This is a genomic window from Dietzia timorensis, from assembly GCF_020742175.1.
Lineage (GTDB): Bacteria > Actinomycetota > Actinomycetes > Mycobacteriales > Mycobacteriaceae > Dietzia > Dietzia timorensis_A.
The window spans coordinates 1-17,797 of sequence record NZ_DYXM01000057.1; the positions used below are offsets into that span (position 1 = coordinate 1).

Annotated in this window: 17 protein-coding genes; 11 read left to right on the forward strand and 6 right to left on the reverse strand. The window is 68.5% G+C overall.

Annotated elements, in window-relative coordinates:
- Positions 1-603 (forward strand): phosphoribosylaminoimidazolesuccinocarboxamide synthase (locus tag K8V11_RS02780; RefSeq protein ID WP_303910689.1); only part of this gene is annotated, 603 nt, incomplete at its 5' end.
- Between the two features lie 6 nt (positions 604-609).
- A complete protein-coding gene (locus tag K8V11_RS02785; RefSeq protein ID WP_303910690.1) occupies positions 610-2,865 on the forward strand; it encodes a S9 family peptidase in 2,256 nt (751 codons plus the stop codon).
- A 136-nt stretch (positions 2,866-3,001) separates the two neighbouring features.
- On the opposite strand, the gene K8V11_RS02790 is transcribed toward K8V11_RS02785, so the two are convergent.
- Entirely contained in the window at positions 3,002-3,550 is a 549-nt protein-coding gene (locus tag K8V11_RS02790; RefSeq protein WP_303910691.1) for a hypothetical protein, read from the reverse strand.
- A 9-nt stretch (positions 3,551-3,559) separates the two neighbouring features.
- Positions 3,560-3,802 carry a helix-turn-helix transcriptional regulator gene (locus tag K8V11_RS02795; protein ID WP_303910692.1) on the reverse strand — a complete coding sequence of 81 codons (243 nt, stop codon included), beginning with the start codon at positions 3,800-3,802 and terminating at the stop codon, positions 3,560-3,562.
- A 203-nt stretch (positions 3,803-4,005) separates the two neighbouring features.
- On the opposite strand from K8V11_RS02795, the gene K8V11_RS02800 reads away from it, so the two are divergent.
- The 8 genes from K8V11_RS02800 to purM all read left to right on the forward strand — a co-directional run bounded on the left by K8V11_RS02800 (position 4,006) and on the right by purM (position 12,939).
- Positions 4,006-4,800 carry a DUF2334 domain-containing protein gene (locus K8V11_RS02800; RefSeq protein ID WP_303910693.1) on the forward strand — a complete coding sequence of 265 codons (795 nt, stop codon included), beginning with the start codon at positions 4,006-4,008 and terminating at the stop codon, positions 4,798-4,800.
- A gap of 92 nt (positions 4,801-4,892) precedes the next feature.
- Positions 4,893-5,144 (forward strand): phosphoribosylformylglycinamidine synthase subunit PurS, encoded by a 252-nt coding sequence (purS, locus tag K8V11_RS02805; protein WP_303910694.1) that lies wholly within the window; start codon positions 4,893-4,895, stop codon positions 5,142-5,144.
- Positions 5,141-5,818: a phosphoribosylformylglycinamidine synthase subunit PurQ gene (gene purQ, locus K8V11_RS02810; protein ID WP_303910695.1), complete on the forward strand. Its 678-nt coding sequence runs from the start codon at positions 5,141-5,143 to the stop codon at positions 5,816-5,818. Before purS ends, purQ begins: the two co-directional genes overlap by 4 nt.
- 39 nt (positions 5,819-5,857) lie before the next feature.
- Positions 5,858-7,129 (forward strand): trans-acting enoyl reductase family protein, encoded by a 1,272-nt coding sequence (locus K8V11_RS02815; protein WP_303910696.1) that lies wholly within the window; start codon positions 5,858-5,860, stop codon positions 7,127-7,129.
- A gap of 28 nt (positions 7,130-7,157) precedes the next feature.
- Positions 7,158-9,485 carry a phosphoribosylformylglycinamidine synthase subunit PurL gene (purL, locus tag K8V11_RS02820; protein ID WP_303910697.1) on the forward strand — a complete coding sequence of 776 codons (2,328 nt, stop codon included), beginning with the start codon at positions 7,158-7,160 and terminating at the stop codon, positions 9,483-9,485.
- A gap of 27 nt (positions 9,486-9,512) precedes the next feature.
- On the forward strand, positions 9,513-9,938 hold the full coding sequence (locus K8V11_RS02825) for a sterol carrier family protein (protein ID WP_303910698.1): 426 nt from the start codon (positions 9,513-9,515) through the stop codon (positions 9,936-9,938).
- A 207-nt stretch (positions 9,939-10,145) separates the two neighbouring features.
- Positions 10,146-11,672: an amidophosphoribosyltransferase gene (purF, locus tag K8V11_RS02830; RefSeq protein ID WP_303910722.1), complete on the forward strand. Its 1,527-nt coding sequence runs from the start codon at positions 10,146-10,148 to the stop codon at positions 11,670-11,672.
- Positions 11,673-11,862: 190 nt separating this feature from the next.
- Positions 11,863-12,939 (forward strand): phosphoribosylformylglycinamidine cyclo-ligase, encoded by a 1,077-nt coding sequence (purM, locus tag K8V11_RS02835; protein WP_303910699.1) that lies wholly within the window; start codon positions 11,863-11,865, stop codon positions 12,937-12,939.
- A 111-nt stretch (positions 12,940-13,050) separates the two neighbouring features.
- On the opposite strand, the gene K8V11_RS02840 is transcribed toward purM, so the two are convergent.
- Entirely contained in the window at positions 13,051-13,236 is a 186-nt protein-coding gene (locus tag K8V11_RS02840; protein WP_303910700.1) for a DUF3073 domain-containing protein, read from the reverse strand.
- 196 nt (positions 13,237-13,432) lie between these two features.
- Positions 13,433-14,551, reverse strand: a complete 1,119-nt coding sequence (locus K8V11_RS02845) for a folate-binding protein YgfZ (RefSeq protein ID WP_303910701.1) — start codon at positions 14,549-14,551, stop codon at positions 13,433-13,435.
- 28 nt (positions 14,552-14,579) lie between these two features.
- Between K8V11_RS02845 and K8V11_RS02850 the strand changes: the two genes are divergently transcribed.
- Positions 14,580-15,566, forward strand: a complete 987-nt coding sequence (locus K8V11_RS02850; protein ID WP_303910702.1) for an aminodeoxychorismate lyase — start codon at positions 14,580-14,582, stop codon at positions 15,564-15,566.
- Positions 15,567-15,571: 5 nt separating this feature from the next.
- On the opposite strand, the gene pabB is transcribed toward K8V11_RS02850, so the two are convergent.
- Positions 15,572-17,053, reverse strand: coding sequence for an aminodeoxychorismate synthase component I (gene pabB / locus K8V11_RS02855; RefSeq protein WP_303910703.1), 1,482 nt, complete (start codon positions 17,051-17,053; stop codon positions 15,572-15,574).
- A gap of 73 nt (positions 17,054-17,126) precedes the next feature.
- On the reverse strand, positions 17,127-17,792 hold the full coding sequence (locus K8V11_RS02860) for an FABP family protein (RefSeq protein WP_303910704.1): 666 nt from the start codon (positions 17,790-17,792) through the stop codon (positions 17,127-17,129).
- Positions 17,793-17,797: the final 5 nt, after the last annotated feature.

Genomic DNA, 17,797 nt, shown 5'->3' on the forward strand with positions numbered 1-17,797 from the left:
GGATCCGGGCTGGTCGAGTACCGCGACCGCGGAACGGTGTGTGGCATCGAATTGCCGGATGGGCTGACGGAGGCGAGCCGGTTGCCCGAGCCGATCTTCACGCCGGCGACCAAGGCCGAACAAGGCGAGCATGACGAGAACATCAGCTTCGACGAGCTCGCTTCGATCGTCGGCGAGGAGCTTGCCGACCGGCTACGCACGGCGACCCTCGACATCTATTCGCGGGCGGCGAGCTTCGCGCGGGAGAAGGGAATCATTCTCGCCGACACCAAATTCGAGTTCGGCGTCGAACCCGACGGCTCGCTCGTGCTCGCGGACGAGGTACTCACGCCCGATTCCTCGCGCTACTGGCCCGCGGAGACGTGGAGCGAGGGCGAGGTGCAGCCGAGCTTCGACAAGCAGATCGTGCGCAACTGGCTCACGGGCCCGGACTCGGGATGGGACCGCGCGTCCGACCAGGCACCGCCGGAGCTGCCCGCCGAGGTCGCCGAGCGCACTCGCGCCCGGTATATCGAAGCGTACGAGAAAATTTCGGGTCTGCGGTTCGCGGATTGGCCGGGCGCGGACGCAGCGGATGTTGCCGACGCCGGCGACGAGAACTAGGAGGCGATGTTGAGCGAATCCGGAAAAAACCAGGCAAGTGTTCAGTCCGAATCGGCGTCTCGGGTCCGCCCGCCGGTGGCGAAGAAGGTTCCCGTTACCCGCTCTCACCACGGCCGGAACTTCGTCGACGACTACGAGTGGATGCGCGACCCGGAGTCTTCAGACACCCGCGCCCACCTGGAGGCGGAGAACGCCTACACCGATCAGGAACTGGCGCCGATGGAGCCGCTGCGAGACACGGTGTACGAGGAGATCCGCTCGCGCATCAAGGAGACGGACATGTCCGTCCCCTCGCGCGCCGGCGGCTACTGGTATTTCTCGCGCACCTTCGAAGGCAAGTCCTACGGGCAGTATTGCCGCGTGCCGGTCTCGAAGGAGTTCGTCGACGCCCCGCTGGACCCCGCCGGTTGGGTGCCGCCGGAGGTGACGCCCGGAGTCGAGCTTCCCGGCGAGCAGATGCTGTTCGACGGCAACGTCGAGGCCGAGGGGCACGAGTTCTTCTCGCTGGGCGCGTTCGCGACGAACTTCGCCCAGGACGTGCTCGCCTATTCCACTGACACAGTCGGCGACGAGCGGTACACGCTGCGCTTTCGCGCGCTCACCGACGGCGCGAGCGCCCCCGCCGATGAGATTGCCGGGATCGCACCCGGAGTGACCTTCTCGCCCGACGATCGTTACGTCTTCTACGTGACGGTCGACGAGTCCTGGCGGCCGGACACGGTGTGGCGCCACGAGCTCGGCACCGACAGCTCCGCGGACGTCAAGGTGTTCCACGAGCCCGACGAGTCGTACTGGGTGGGCTTCGGGATGACCCGCTCGGAGAAGTACCTCGAGATCGTCTTGGGCTCGAAGATCACGTCCGAGGCGTGGCTGCTCGACGCGTCGGACCCGACGGGTGAGTTCTGGTGCGTCCGCCCCCGCGAGGTCGGCGTCGAATACGACGTCGAACACGCTGTGTGGGGTGGCGAGGACAAGCTTCTCATCACCCACAACGACGGGGCGCCGAACTTCTGCGTCGGCGTCGGACCTGTCGCGCCCGTGTCGGACTGGTCCGCGCTGGCCGAGCTGGTGCCGCACCGCGGCAACGTTCGCGTTGAAGGCGTGGATGCATTTATGACGTCGGTCGTGCTGAGCTACCGCGAAAACGCGCTCGGCAGGATTGCCGTCGCGCGGATCGTCTCGGAAGGCGAGCCCGCGACGACCGCCGCGCAGGCGCGCGACGGGGAGCTGGAGGAGTTCTCGCCTGTCGAGTTCGACGAGGACGTGTTCACCTCGGGGCTCGGCGGCAATGGGGAGTTCGTCGCGCCGGTGCTGCGCGTGGGCTACGGCTCGTACGTGACGCCGGGGCGCGTGTTCGACATGTCGGTCGCCACGGGCGAGCTCACGCTGCTGCGCGAGCAGGAGGTCCAGGGCGGTTACGACCGCTCCGGCTATGTCCAGCGGAGGCTGTGGGCCAAGGCCCCCGACGGGGTCGAAATCCCGATCTCCGTCGTCATGAGTAAAGATACGGCGGCGCGCGTCGACTCCGGTTCGCCCGCGCCGACCCTGCTGTACGGCTATGGCAGCTACGAGATGAGCATGGATCCGTATTTCTCGGTCGGACGGCTCTCGCTGATGGACCGCGGGATGGTGTACGCGGTCGCGCATGTGCGCGGCGGCGGCGAGATGGGGCGTACCTGGTACGAGGACGGGAAGCTGCTCAACAAGCGCAACACGTTCACCGATTTCATCGCGTGCGCCGATCATCTCATCGAGAACGGGTGGACGACGCCGCGGCAGATGGTCGCCGAGGGCGGCAGCGCGGGCGGCCTGCTCATGGGCGCGGTGGCGAACATGGCGCCGGACCGCTTCGGCGGGATCCTCGCGTCGGTGCCGTTCGTTGATCCGCTGACGTCGATCCTCATGCCGGAGCTGCCGCTCACGGTGATCGAGTGGGACGAGTGGGGCAACCCGCTCGCCGATCCCGAGGTGTACGACTACATGGCGTCGTACGCGCCATACGACAATGTCGAGGCGAAGGAATACCCGCCGATGCTGGTGATCACCTCGCTCAACGACACTCGGGTGCTGTACGTCGAGCCGGCAAAATGGGTGGCGAAGCTTCGCGAGTTGTCGCCGACGGCGAACGAGCCGGGCCGCGGCGTGCTGTTCCAGTGCGAGATGGACGCCGGCCATGGCGGGGTTTCGGGGCGCTACGAGGCATGGAAGCAGGCGGCGCTCGAGTTGGCGTGGACGCTGTGGACGGTGGGAATCACCGAATAAAACCGGGAAGGACACCCGGGTATGACGGCGGAGATGCCGATCCCTCGAGGCCGGCCGCGTCATGCGGCCGGCCTCGGCTATTTCGGGCGGGTGGTGTTGCCTGGGCTATCGCGAGGCGCCCGGGGCTATGCGGGGGCTATTCCTCGATGAGGCGCTGTTCCTGTTCCCGCTGCCGGGCGAGGCGCCGGCCGCGGCGCGTCGCGTAGATCGCGCAGGGGCCTCCAATGAGTCCACCGGTAGCTAGGCCGATGGCGAAATTGGGATTGGTGCCGGTCGAATCCTTCTCGAAGCCACTACCGATGTCGATGAGCGGGTGGCCGGTGGCCGAATGGAACGCCAACGCCGCGAGGAAGACAAGGATGAGGACGCCGCTCGTGATCCCGACCGCGATCTTGCGCCGGCGTGATGCCTTCGCGGAGATCAAGTCCGTACTCAGGCCCTCCGAGCGGCAGTACAACAAGAGCCCGAAGCTCGGCGACAAGAGCACGATGAAGGCGAGAAACGACCACATTCCGGAACCGGTGAGCGCCAGGCCGATGGGGACGACGATGCCGGCAAGCTGGGAGAGGGTATAGGCGAACGCCATGCCTCGCAGGTAGACGTCGCTTTCGCGCTCGTCGCTCACCGACGGGTCGTTCACGCCCGAGATGGTGTCTGCGGTGGAAACGAAGGTGGGAGTGCTCATGGTGGCTCCTTACGAATTCGGGGAGTCGTCGTCCAGGGGAAACAGTTCTTCGACCGTGGCGCCGAGCTCGCGGGCGATGCGCAGCGCGAGGTAGACGCTCGGGGAGTAGTCGCCTTTTTCGATGGCGACGATCGTCTGCCGGGACGCGCCGACCGCGTCGCCGAGCTCGGCCTGCGTGAGTTTGAAGGCCTTACGGCGATCCCGTATCGGGCTCGCGGCGGCGCCGGGCGGGGCGTCTGGTCTGGTGGCCATGTCACCTCCGAGGGATGCTGCGAACGTGGTCGACCCCGCGTCCGTGTCGAGTTTGTTTGACATTGGAAGTCAAACAAACCCGACTTTTTATGTCAAGTGCACTCGACATTTGTGTCGATGCAAGAAGTTGTGGCTGCAGTCTTTTGCCGTGGGGCTACCTCGACGTCACTTGTCCTTAAACTGCACCTGAGAAACTGATGGCCATGAGCGCACGTCTGATCGTCTCGTTGTCCGGCATCCGCGATAAACACCTGGACAAGTGCTCCGAACTCGTCGAGGAGCTCGATCGCCGCGAGATTCCCGTGTCGCTTCTCGTTTCGCCCCGCCGCGGTGAAAAGTACCGGCTCGCCGATGACAAGGTCACCCAGGAGTGGATTCGCGCGCGTAGGGCTGCGGGCGACGCCATCGTCCTCGGCGGATACGACGAGGCGGCGACCAAGCGGCGCCGCGCCGAATTCGCGACGATCGGCCGTTCCGAGGCGCACGTCCGGCTGACCGCCGCCGCCCGACTTATGGACGGTCTCGGGTTGTCGACTCCACTCTTCGCGCCGCCGCGGTGGGTCGCCTCTCCCGGCGCCATGGAGGCTCTGCCGAAGGTGGGCTTCCGGATGTGCGCCGACCTTTCGGGGATTCATGATCTCGAGCGCGGTACCTTCGAGCGCGGCAGGATGCTCTCGCTTGGTGAGGGGTTCGTCGCCGATTCGCTGTGGTGCCGCGCGATGGTCGCGGCCGCAGGCCGAATCGCCGGAGTGGGAGGGCTCGTGCGCGTGAACATCGCGGCCAAGCACCTACAGCGGAATAATCCCCGCTCGGCTCTTTTCGACGCCGTCGACGTCGTCACCAATGCGCACGGTGGGCGCGCGACCCGCTACGAATGGCAGCCGCCGATGGACGAGGCGCGGCGTCACGCGGGTGAGGTCGGCGGCGCGGGCGACCGCGGTAGCACGGGAAAGGCCGCGGCTGGAGTCGGAGCCGGCGGTCCGCGTACCGTCGCCTAGCTGCCCGGAAAGGGGGACGGGCCGGGAAACGGTTAGGATTGGCGCTAGATAAGTTCTCGCCCTCAAGTCGCCGCAGCGCCCTAGGAGTGTCGATGGCCCGCGTAGTAGTCGAAGTCATGCCGAAACAGGAGATCCTGGACCCACAGGGGCAGGCGATCCACCGGGCGCTCGGACGCCTCGGCCACGAGGGCGTCTCCGACGTCCGGCAGGGCAAGCGCTTCGAGCTCGAGGTCTCGGACGATGTCTCCGATGCCGAGTTGGAGAAGATCGCCGACAGTCTCCTCGCGAACACAGTGATCGAAGACTGGAAGGTTGTGCGCACATCGGTGGAGGCCGCACAGTGAGTCCGCAGATCGGCGTCATCACCTTCCCCGGCACGCTCGACGACGACGATGCCGCGCGCGCGGTGCGGTACTCGGGCGCCGAGCCCGTATCGCTGTGGCACGCGGACGCCGACCTCAAGGGCGTCGACGCGGTCATCGTCCCCGGCGGCTTCTCGTACGGCGACTACCTGAGATGCGGTGCGATTGCCTCGATGGCCCCGGTAATGGGTTCCGTCGTCGAGGCGGCCAGCGGCGGGATGCCGGTGCTCGGCATCTGCAACGGCTTCCAGATCCTCTGCGAAGCGGGGCTGCTTCCAGGCGCGCTGGCCCGTAACGAGAAAATGCATTTCGTGTGCCGCGATGAGTGGCTGCGGGTGGAGAACAACTCGACCGCGTGGACGAACCGCTTCGATTCCGGCGCCGAGATCCTCGTGCCGCTGAAGTCGGGGGAGGGTCGCTACATCGCCACCGCCGACACGATCTCCGAGCTGGAGGATAACGGTCGCGTGGTGTTCCGCTACGCAGCGAGCTCGCCGAACGGGTCGACCGGAAGTATCGCGGGCATCGCCTCCGAAAACGGCAGGGTCGTGGGGCTCATGCCGCACCCGGAGCATGCCATCGACCCGCTCACGGGTCCGAGCAACGACGGGCTCGGGCTCTTCCTTTCGGCCCTGGACGCCGTCGTCAGCGCGTAGTCGAGCCGCCGCCACGGGGATTCGGGAGTAGTCGAGGACATGCAGCGCCAACGCAATGCCGACAGGGACTTCGACATCGTGCTGTTCGGCGCCGCCGGATTCACCGGAGGGCTCGTCGCCGACTACCTGTCCGGGCACCTGCCGCGCGAGGCGCGCTGGGCGATCGTCGGGCGTGAGCGCGCGGAGCTTGAGATCGCGGCGCAGCGGCTCGCACGGTCCGCGCCGAAGGCTGCCGCGCCGGAGCTTCTCGTGGCGGATGTCGTCGATCCGAAGCAGGTCGCGGAGATCGCGCCGCGTGCGCGGGTGATCGCGTCGACCATCGGCCCGTACCTCGAACGCGGCGGCGTGCTCGTTTCGCTGTGCGCGGCGCACGGCACCGACTATGTCGACCTGTGTACCGAGACCGAATTCGTCGACCGCGTCTACCTCGAGCAGAACGCACTCGCCGAATCGACTGGGGCGCGCATCGTGCACGCGTGCGGGTTCGAATCCATTCCCGCCGATCTCGGCGTGTACTACACGATGAGGTACGTCCCCGAAGGGGTGGCTCTCAAGCTCACTTCGGCGCTCAGCGTGGACGCCCGATTCTCGCGCGGCACCATCGACAGCGCCTTCGGCCAGTTCCGCCGCGCCAAGGAGGCGCGCGAATCTGCGGAACGTCGACGTCACCTGGAAGGGGCCCCGCTGGGCAGGCGGGTGCGCTACGTGCGCGGGCTCCCGCACTACGACGATTCGCTGCGCCGCTGGCTCGTGCCGCTGCCGGCGATGGATCCACGCGTGGTCGTGCGGTCGGCATCGTCCATGGACCAGTACGGCCCCGATTTCTCGTATTCGCACTACGCGGCGGTTGACCATTTCGCGACGGTCGCAACCGGGATGGCCGTGGTGGCGAGTATCTTCGCCGCCTCGCAGATCCCGATGCTCGTGGGGCTGCTCGACTCCTCGCGCGAGTGGTTCCGGGAGCATCGTCCCGTCCGGCCCGGGGTGCACCACCATTCGGGACCGAGCGATCAGGCACGCAAGCGGGCGCTATTCGGCTCGGAGGGGCCGGACGTGCTGCGCCGAGCACGTTCCTCGTTCGACGTGACGGTGCTCGCCAAGGGCGGCGGACGCACCGTCGTCACACGTGTATCCGGCGGGGACCCGGGCTATTCGGAAACCTCGATGATGCTCGCGGAGGCCGCGATGTGTCTCGCGTTCGACGACAACCCGCAACGCTCCGGCCAGCTCACTCCCGCCTACGCGATGGGGGAGCGTCTGCTCGAAAGAGTCCAGGCAGGGGGCCTGAGGTTCGAGGTCCTGCAGGAGTAAATCCGGAAGGCGGCTAGGCTGGTTAACCGTGAGCGACACGATCGATACCACCTCCCATGCCGCAGCCACCCCGGAGCTCGATCAGCCGTGGGCCGAACTCGGCCTGAAGGACGACGAGTACCAGCGAATCCGCGAGATCCTCGGACGCCGTCCGACCGAGGCCGAGCTCGCGATGTACTCGGTCATGTGGTCGGAGCATTGTTCTTATAAGTCCTCGAAGGCGCACCTGCGCTACTTCGGGCAGACGACCACCGACGCGATGCGCACGAAGCTTCTCGCGGGCATCGGCGAGAACGCCGGCGTGGTGTCGATCGGCGACGGCTGGGCCGTGACCTTCAAGGTCGAATCCCACAACCATCCGAGCTACATCGAGCCCTACCAGGGCGCAGCGACCGGCGTCGGCGGGATCGTGCGGGACATCATGGCGATGGGCGCGCGGCCCGTGGCGGTCATGGACCAGCTGCGCTTCGGCGCGATCGACCACCCGGACACCCAGCGCGTGGTCGGCGGGGTCGTCTCCGGTGTCGGCGGCTACGGCAACTCGCTCGGTCTGCCTAACATCGGCGGCGAGACCGTGTTCGACGCCTCGTACCAGGGCAACCCGCTCGTCAACGCGCTGTGTGTGGGCGCGCTGCGCGAGGAGGATCTGCACCTCGCTTTCGCCTCGGGCACCGGCAACCGGATCATCCTGTTCGGCGCGCGCACCGGCCTCGACGGCATCGGCGGCGTGTCCGTGCTCGCCTCGGAAACCTTCGACGAGACCGATGGCGGCCCCCGTAAGCTCCCGAGCGTGCAGGTCGGCGACCCGTTTGCGGAGAAGGTGCTCATCGAGTGCTGCCTCGACCTGTACCGCGACGATCTCGTCGTGGGAATCCAGGACCTCGGCGGTGCCGGGCTGTCGTGTGCGACGAGCGAGCTCGCCGCCGCGGGCGACGGCGGCATGCACATCGTGCTCGACAACGTCGCGCTGCGCGCCGAGGGGATGACGGCGGCGGAGATCCTGTCCTCGGAGTCGCAGGAGCGTATGTGTGCCGTGGTCAGCCCCGAGAACGTCGAGGCGTTCTACGAGGTCTGCCGCAAATGGGACGTCCTCGCGACGGACATCGGCGAGGTCACCGAATCCGATCACCTCGTGATCGAGCACAAGGGCGAGACCGTCGTCGACGTGCCCCCGAAGACCGTGGCGCTCGAGGGCCCCGTCTACGACCGGCCGCTGGCGCGCCCCGACTGGCAGGACGAGCTGCAGGCGAACACCGCAGCGAACCTGTCGCGCCCGTCGACAGGCGGGGAGCTGCGCGCGACGCTGCTGGCGATGCTCGCCTCGCCCGCGCTGTGCTCCCGCCGATTCATCACCGAGCAGTACGACCGCTACGTGCGCGGCAACACGATCGCCGCGGAATACGCCGACGGCGGCGTCATCCGCATCGACGAGCAGACCGGTCGCGGCGTCGCGATCTCCACCGACACTTCGGGGCGCTACACGAAGCTGGACCCGTATCGCGGCGCCCAGCTGGCGCTCGCCGAGGCCTACCGCAACGTCGCGGTCACGGGGGCGACGCCCATCGCCGTCACCAATTGCCTGAACTTCGGGTCCCCGGAGGATCCGGCGGTGATGTGGCAGTTCAGCGAGGCCGTGCACGGGCTCGCCGACGGCTGCGCGCAGCTCGGCATCCCGGTCACCGGCGGCAACGTCTCGTTCTACAACCAGACCGGCGACCAGGCGATCCTGCCGACCCCTGTGGTCGGTGTACTGGGAGTGCTGGATGACGTCGCACGCCGCAATCCCACGGCGTTCGGCGATACTCCGGGTGAGTTGATCTACGTGATCGGCGACGTCCGCGACGAGTTCGACGGCTCGATCTGGGCGCAGGTGGCCCACGATCACCTCGGTGGCACGCCTCCCGAGGTCGACCTCGAGTGGGAGGCCACGCTCGCGCGCGTGATGTCGGCGTGCTCGCGCGACGGCCTCGTCACCTCCGCGCACGACGTGTCCGAGGGTGGCCTGGCGCAGTCGCTCGTAGAGGCCGCGATCGCGGGTGAGTGCGGCGTGCGTGTCGTGCTGCCCGAGGATGCGGACCCGTTCGTGTGGCTGTTCTCCGAGTCCGCCGGCCGGATCGTCGTGTCCGTTCCGCGTGGGGAGGAGCCTCGCTTCCAGCAGATGCTCTCGGCGCAGCGTCTCCCGCACGCACGTATCGGCGTGACCGACGCCGACTCCGGCGAGTTCGAGGTGCAAGGCCTGTTCACCGCGAGCCTCGACGAACTTTCCGAGGCGTGGGAGGGCACCCTCCCGCGCTACTTCGGTTCGCAGGTGGCCGCGGTCGTCGCCGAGGCCGGCGCGAACCCGGACGAGGCGTAGCCCGCTCTGCCCGGGGAAGGGGAGTAGATGCCGCGCAAGGCGCCCACGGCGGCCGAGGTCACGGCCTCGGTCGCAGCCGCCGCGGACTGGCTGGGCGATATCGCTCGTGCCCGACGTCAGGACCCCGCGCGCGGGGACGAGAAGGTCGGACCGCACCGGGCGGTGGTCGCCGCGGCCGTGCGGGGGACGCTGTCGCTTCTGGAAGGCGATCTTCCCGGGCATTCGGTCGAGGTGCGTGTGCCCCCGTTCGGGGCCGTGCAGTGCGTGGAGGGGCCGCGACACACCCGCGGGACCCCTCCGAACGTCGTCGAAACCGATGCGGGCACGTGGCTTCTCCTCGCCACCGGCGAGGTGAGCTGGTCCGAGGCCGAAGACGCGGGGTGGTTGCAGCTCTCGGGAATCAGGGCGGGCGATATCGCCTCCGCCCTTCCTGTGGTGCGTCCGGCCAAATAGCCAATTGCGGGCGGGTGAACGTAGAGTATTACTGCGGTGCGACGCGACGCGCGTGCGCCCACCTGCAACAACTGAGTACCTGAGTTCGACACGACCTCAACAGCTCTGATTGGAGAGCCCCACGTGGCTAAGCCAAGCCGGTCGCCCATCCATTCGACACCCGCCCGGGCATCCGCGCACCGTGGTGGCGGTTCCGTACAGCTCGGGATGCCGGATCCGACGTCGGTGGGACCGGCAGGATTGCCGATCGACACCGAACGCATCGGGCCCGTGGAGGAATGCGGCGTATTCGGTGTGTGGGCGCCGGGCGAGGACGTCGCGAAGATGTCCTACTACGGACTTTATGCACTGCAGCACCGCGGCCAGGAAGCCGCCGGCATCGCGGTCGGCGACGGCGAGCAGGTGCTCGTGTACAAGGACCTCGGGCTGGTGAGCCAGGTCTTCGACGAACAGACCCTCGAGGCGATGGATGGCCACGTCTCCGTCGCGCACTGCCGCTACTCGACCACCGGCTCGACCGCGTGGGAGAACGCGCAGCCGATGTTCCGGACGACGTCCGCCGGCTCGGTGCTCGCGCTTGGGCACAACGGCAACCTCACCAACACCGACGCGCTCACCGATCGCGCCATGGAGCTGGGAATCAGTGGCTACCAGCGCGGCGGAACGCATTCGGACTCGGACATCATCTCCACCCTGCTCGCGCACCTCGCCGCCGACCTTTCGGTGGAGGAGGCCGCGGCGCAGCTGCTCCCGGATGTCAAGGGCGCGTTCTCGCTGACCTTCTCCGACGAGCGCACCCTGTACGCCGCGCGCGACCCGCACGGTGTGCGGCCGCTGGTACTCGGTCGCCTCGAGCGCGGCTGGGTCGTCGCCTCGGAAACCTCCGCGCTCGACATCGTCGGCGCCGCGTATGTGCGCGAGATCGAGCCCGGCGAGCTCATCGCCATCGACGAGAACGGTGTCCGCTCGCGCCGCTTCGCGCAGCCGACGCCGAAGCGCTGCGTCTTCGAATACGTCTATCTCGCCCGCCCGGACTCGGTCCTGTCCGACCGGCTCGTGCACTCGGCGCGCCAGGAGATCGGGCGCAAACTCGCCCGCGAGTTCCCCGCCGACGGCGACCTCGTGATCCCGGTTCCCGAGTCCGGCACGCCCGCGGCGGTCGGCTACGCGCAGGAATCGGGCATCCCGTTCGCGCAGGGGCTGATGAAGAACGCCTACGTCGGCCGCACCTTCATCCAGCCCTCGCAGACGATTCGGCAGCTCGGCATTCGGCTCAAGCTCAACCCGCTGCGCGAGGTGATCCGGGGCAAGCGACTCGTGGTCGTCGACGATTCCATCGTCCGCGGCAACACCCAGCGCGCGCTCATCCGGATGCTCCATGAGGCCGGTGCGAAAGAGGTACACGTGCGCATCGCCTCGCCGCCGGTGCGCTGGCCCTGCTTCTACGGGATCGATTTCGCCTCGCCGGCGGAGCTCATCGCCAACGGTGCGGAGGGGGACACCGAGATCCTCGAGGCCGTGCGCCGCGCGATCGGCGCCGATTCCCTTGGCTATATCTCGCCCGAGGGCATGATCGAGGCGACCGAGCAGCCGAGCGAAAGCCTGTGTGCGGCGTGCTTCGACGGGGTCTACCCGATCGAGCTCAACGATGCGCGTTTCCACCGGGGTAAGGCGTGCGGGACGCCGGCGGACCCGGTATCGACACAGGAGAACGTGGCCCCGGCGCGAGCCTAGCGGCCCCGACGTCATCCAGGGGCGTTCTTCGACGCCGGAGACGGCGAGGGCGAGTGTGACTCGGCCACCGGGGTGGCGATAGATTTAACGGGCCGAGAAAGAACCGGCCGGACACAGACAAGCACGTCAACCGTGAGACCGCGCCGGCGACGGCCGCCGGGACCGACTACGCAAGGAACTGATCGCAATCATGACCGACCAGCCCAGCACTGGCGCCTCGTACGCCGCGGCCGGAGTGGATATCGACGCAGGCGAGCGGGCGGTCGAGCTGTTCGCCCCGCATGCCAAGCGCGCGACGCGTCCGGAGGTGACCGGCGGGCTCGGCGGCTTCGCCGGGCTCTTCCAGCTCAAGAGCAATTACCGGCAGCCGCTGCTTGCATCGTCGACCGACGGCGTGGGCACGAAAATCGCGGTCGCGCAGGCGATGGACGTCCACAACACCGTCGGCATCGATCTCGTCGCGATGGTCGTCGACGATCTAGTCGTGTGTGGCGCGGAGCCGCTGTTCCTGCAGGACTACATCGCGATCGGCAAAGTCGTGCCCGAGCACGTCGCGCAGATCGTCGAGGGCATCGCCGAGGGATGCGTGCGTGCCGGCTGCGCCCTGCTCGGTGGCGAGACCGCGGAACACCCGGGCCTGATGGCGCCGGGGGAGTACGACATCTCCGGCACGGGCGTCGGCGTCGTCGAGGCCGACGAGGTGCTGTCCGCCGAGTCGGTGCGACCCGGCGACGTGCTCATCGGCATGGAGGCCTCGGGTATGCACTCGAACGGCTACTCGCTCGCCCGCCACGTGCTGCTCGACCTCGCCCGGCTTCCGCTGGAGGGTCACGTCGAGGAGTTCGGCCGCTCGCTCGGCGAGGAGCTGCTCGAGCCGACCCGCATCTATGCGCTCGACTGCCTTTCGCTCATCGCGGAAACCGATGTGCGCGTGTTCTGCCACGTCACAGGCGGCGGGCTCGCCGAGAACCTCGGCCGGGTGGTCCCGCGGGGGCTCACCGCGAAGATCGACCGCGCGAGCTGGCAGGTGCCGTCGGTGTTCCGCGTCGTGCAGCATCACGGCAAGGTCGCCGAGTCCGAAATGGAGCGCACCTTCAATATGGGCGTGGGCATGGTTGCCGTAGTCGCGCCCGAGGACGTCGACCGCGCGCAGGCGATTCTCACCGCCCGCCACATGAAGAACTTCGTGATGGGCACGGTCGAGAAGGCCGCGGCCGACGCGCCGGACCAGCTCGTCGACGTGTTCGGTTCGCACTCGACGTTCTGATCGGCTCGCGGGCGGCCTAGGACATCCCGCAAAAAAGACAAACTTTCACCCCGGTGGTCACATGACTACCGGGGTGAATGCTTGCGCGGTGAATCTGGAGGTTGGGCGTGATCAGCGACGGTCGTAACCGTCGTCGTAGTAATCCGCCCAGTCGTCGCCCTCGTCATGGTGGCCACCATGACTCGGCTTTTGGCCTGCTAGTTCACGTTGGAGTTGCTCGAAATCGGTGCTCGGCGTGTTGTACTTGAGCTCGCGTGCGACCTTTGTCTGCTTCGCCTTAGCGCGGCCTCGGCCCATTAGCCTGACCCCCTCGGAACCTGGTGCTGGGCCACCTCGGGGGTGCCCATCGCATGTGTGTATGTATTTGCCTGGCTCCAAGGATAGCCAATAAGGCGCGGAAAGTCCCGACGACCTCCCCTACCCGGTGCAAACTGCAGCACACAGGGCTTTTACAGGGGCAACCGCCGGTTATAAGAAAGTCGTATGCCCGCGATCAGCCTTCTCGGAGGCGCTTGATTGCCTCTCTGCCGGCCTGCGTTCCGGTGTCGTCCGGGAGCGAATCGGGGTCGATCGAGGCGGCCCCGTCCGAGACGGTGAGAGCCACATCGGCGCCCACGTTTCGCTTGACGAGAGCGAGTGCCACGGGGCCGAGCTCGTGGTGGTGGACTGTCGTGCCGAGCCGCCCGACGGTGCGCGTGCCCGCCTTGACCTCCGCGCCGGCGCCGGGCAGTTCATCCTCGCTTCCGTCGAGGAGCAGCCGCACGAGCGCGCGCGGTGCGCGGCCGAGATTGTGCACCCTCGACACGGTTTCCTGCCCGCGGTAGCAACCTTTGTCGAGATGCACCGCGCCACCCGCGGCGACGTCTCCGATCCACGCGGGAACCTCGTGCGGGATCGTCTTCTCGTCGAGGTCCGCCTCGTCCGGGACGAGCTCCATCACGCGCAGCGCGTCGAACCCCCACCGGCCCATGACGGCGGAGGACGCCTCCGCGAGGGCGGTCCAGGCCTGCGCGAGCTGTGCCCGGTCGACGATGACGTCCTCGCCGGTATGTCCGGCGGAGCCGCGGCGCGCCCGCCGCGCGATGAGCCAGTCGGTGGAGGCGGGAGCGGCGGCGTCATCCCGCGAATCGAGGGCGCTCGCCGCGGCAGGACCCACCACGGTGAGCAGCGCGAGCTCGGGCGCGAGGCGCGGGGTCACGTCGGACCAGAACACCATTTTGTCGAGGAACTCGAACAGCGCCTGTGCACGGCCCGCTGCCGTGTCGAGGATGACCGAATCGTCGGTGACGTAGACGCCGAAGCTGTGCTCGACGCGACCGTTGGCGTCGAGGATGAGAGAACGCGTCGACTCGCCCGCAGCGAGCTCGGAGACGTGCTGGCTGATGAACCCTTCGAGCCACGTGAGCCGCTCCGGTCCTGTGAGGACCACGAACTCCCTGTCGCTACGGTCGACCAGCGCCGAACCGCTCTCCGCGGCGCGCTGCTCGGCGAACGGATCGCCGAAATGTAGGGCCGTGGTCCCATCGGGGTCGGCGACCGCCCCGGGGTGTCCGAGAGACGGGGCGGTTTCGGTTGGAGCTGGTGTTGTCGATTCGTCGCCGGTAGTACTCACTCTTCCGATACTACGTACCGTAGAGGGCATGACGAATTTTCCAGGCGGGCCGGGTGAGGCCCGAGACGCAGGAGAGGTGTCTTCGCCGGTGGAGGCGAACACGACCCGGGTCGTGGTGCACGTGGCCGGGCCCGGCCTGGCTACGCCGAAGGTCGTCGATCCCGATGCGCCGCTGCTGCTCGCCGACGATCTCGGCGCGGTGCGCGGGGACGGCTGCTTCGACTCGCTTCTGCTGCACCGTGGGCGCGCACTCAAGCCGCTGCGGCACCTCGCCCGGATCGCGCGGTCGGCGCGGATGCTGGAGATTGATCCGCCCGGGGAGCAGGCGTGGACCGCGGGTATCGAGGCGGCGGAGGCCGAGTGGGTGCGCATCCACGGCGGTGATGCCGCGTCCGCACCCGACGCCCTTTTGCGCCTCGTTCTCACGCGCGGCGCCGAGCACGCCGCCGGTCGCGCCGAGGACGCGACGGCGTACATCACGGTCGCGGCGATCGGCGGGCACGTGGCGAAGGTGCGCAGGAAGGGGATCGCGGTGCAGGTGCAGCAGCGCGGCTTCTCGGTGGATCTCGCCGCGAACGCGCCGTGGCAGTTGCTCGGCGCGAAGACGTTGTCTTATGCGACGAACATGGCCGCGCTGCGGCATGCGGCCGCCGACGGCTTCGGCGACGTGCTGTTCCTGTCCTCGGAGGGTGAGGTGCTCGAGGGCCCGCGCTCGACGATCGTTGCAGTGCGCGACGGGGCCCTGCTCAGCCCGCCGCAGGAGATCGGCATTCTCGAGGGAACCACGCTCGGCGCGCTCGGCGAGGCCGCGCAGCGTCGCGGGATCCCGCTGCGCCGCGAGCACCTGTTGGTCTCGGACCTGCTCGTCGCGGATTCGGTGTGGTTCATTTCGTCGATCACGCTTGCCGCGCGCGTCATGCGCATCGATTCCCACGAGATCGGTGGTCGCGACGCGGGGATCGATGTGGGCGCGCTGGTCGCCGAGGCCGTCGGCGTGGAGAACTGGCCCGGGTAGGGACGTTATTCGGTCAGGTGCGCGCCGAGCGCGTCCAGCACCGGACGTAGTTTGACGAGAGTCTCGACCCATTCGGCCTCGGGATCGGATGGGGCGAGGATCGCGCCGCCCACCCCGATCGAGGTGCCGCGCGGGCCGGTCACGGCGGTGCGGATCGTGATCGCGAGATCCGCCGAGCCGTCCGGCGCTAGCCAACCGAGCGCCCCGGAGTACAGCCCGCGCGGGCGCGGTTCGATGCGCGCGCACAGGTCCATCGCGCGACGCTTGGGCGCGCCGGTCATCGAGCCTCCGGGGAACGTCGCGGCGATCGCGTCGACGAGGTCGCGGCCCGGCGCGAGCCGCCCGGTGATCGTGCTGACGAGCTGATGCACGTGCGAGAACGATTCGACCTCGCACAGGCGCGGCACGTGGACGCTGCCGAGCTCGCTCACCCGGCCGAGGTCGTTGCGCAGCAGGTCGACGATCATGAGGTTCTCTGCGCGGTCCTTGTCGTTGCTCGCGAGGTCCTCGCGCAGCGCGCGGTCTGCGGTGGCGTCCGTGCCGCGCGGCCGCGTGCCCTTGATCGGCCTCGTCTCCATCGCGCCGCCGGGGTCGACGCGCAGGAATCTCTCCGGCGAGGCGCCGAGCAGGGCGGTCTGGCCGAAGCGCAGGTACGCGCCGAAGGGAGCGGGCGTATGACGTCGGAGTCGCTGGTACGCGCCTAGCGGATCTTCGATCGCGGGGCCCCGTGCCGTGTTCGTCAGGCAGATCTCGTAGGCCTCTCCGCGCCCGATCGCGTCCTGGCAACGAGCGATCGCCTCGAGGTACTCGTCCCGCGACGCGTCGAGGGCGAACTCGCCGGGCGCCTGCGCGGTGCTGGTAGCTTCTGGTGCGTCGGCTCGTTCCGGTTCGCCGGCGCTCCCGGAGTCTCTGTGCGCGAGTTCGCCTGCGAGACGGGCGGCGTCGTCGAGCCAGGCGCGCGAGTCGGGATCGGGTAGGCGGTCATCGCCTAGTTCGCCGGCCGCGAGGAGCGCCACCTCGCCGGTGAAGTGGTCGATGACGACGAGCCGCGACGGCGCCATGAGCGCCGCGTCCGGAAGCGAGTCGGGCTGCGAGACCGGCGGCAGTGGTGGCGCCTGCGGCCGCTGGGCCTCGGCGCCCTGGCCGCGGCCGTCCATGCCGAGCCCGTAGCCGAGCGCGCACACGAGGCCCGGGGAGAACCCGCCGGGCAGGGCCGGATGAGCGCCTCCGTCGTCATAGGAATAAATGGGGCGCGCGGTTGCGGCGAGGCGGCCGCGAAGTTCGGGGTAGAACCCGCCGGGCGGCGCCGCGGGCCCGGAGACTCGGTGCAGATAGACGCTGCCGTGCGGGCCGTCGGCGGTGCCCAGGATGCTCAGCCGTCCGAGGCGCGGATGTGGGAGCGAGCTGTCGAGCCAGAAAGATGCCTCGGCGTCGCCGAACAACGCCGGAAAAAGGCGCGCGGCCAGATCGCGGGACCTGGTGGGCACGAAAAGGAGGCGCGCCCACCAACAGATGGGCGCGCCGCGAGAATTCAGTGCTGCTCCCGAGCCTGAAGCCGGCTCAGCCGGCGACGCGCTGCAGGCGAGCCGAGAGCGAGGGGATCTGCCCCTTCTCGGGGTGCACGCGCTCCTCGACCCAGCCGAGGTCGCCGTTTTCGACGATGCCGTACAGGCGCACCGCGCCGCCGAGCTGCGGGCCGGTGGGCGTCGACATCGTCGCGTCGGTGGTGACCTTCCACGAGGACTGGCTCAGCGGCTGGCCGTAGTACGCCTCGATCACGCCAGAGGCGTGCACGATGAGGAACTCGATCTCGTCGGTATCGGAGATCCGCCAGAAACCCGTCTCGCGGTAGGCGGGGATGTCCGCGTTGCCCTCGTCGTCGAGCTTCCAGCTGCGCGAGGACCACGTGAGGTAGTTCTCGCCGTCGTGGGAGACGATGATCTGCTGGCCGAAGCGGTGCTCGCCGTGCTGCGCGGTGTCCGCCTCGCCCTCGCCTTCCCAGACGCCGACGAGTGGGAGCAGCGCGAGCAGCCCCGGGTGCAGATCGGGGCCGTGCCGCAGGTTCGCGGTGTCCTCGGGGATCGGAAGCTCGCCGAAGGGCACGATGTTGCGCTCGCCCGTCGTCTGCGCACGCTCGACCGCAGCCTCGACGGCGGCATTGCCGGAGGCGCCGACCTTCTTGGGGCGGTGAGGCTCTTCGGGGGGAGTGTTGTCGCTAGTAGTCACCCGCG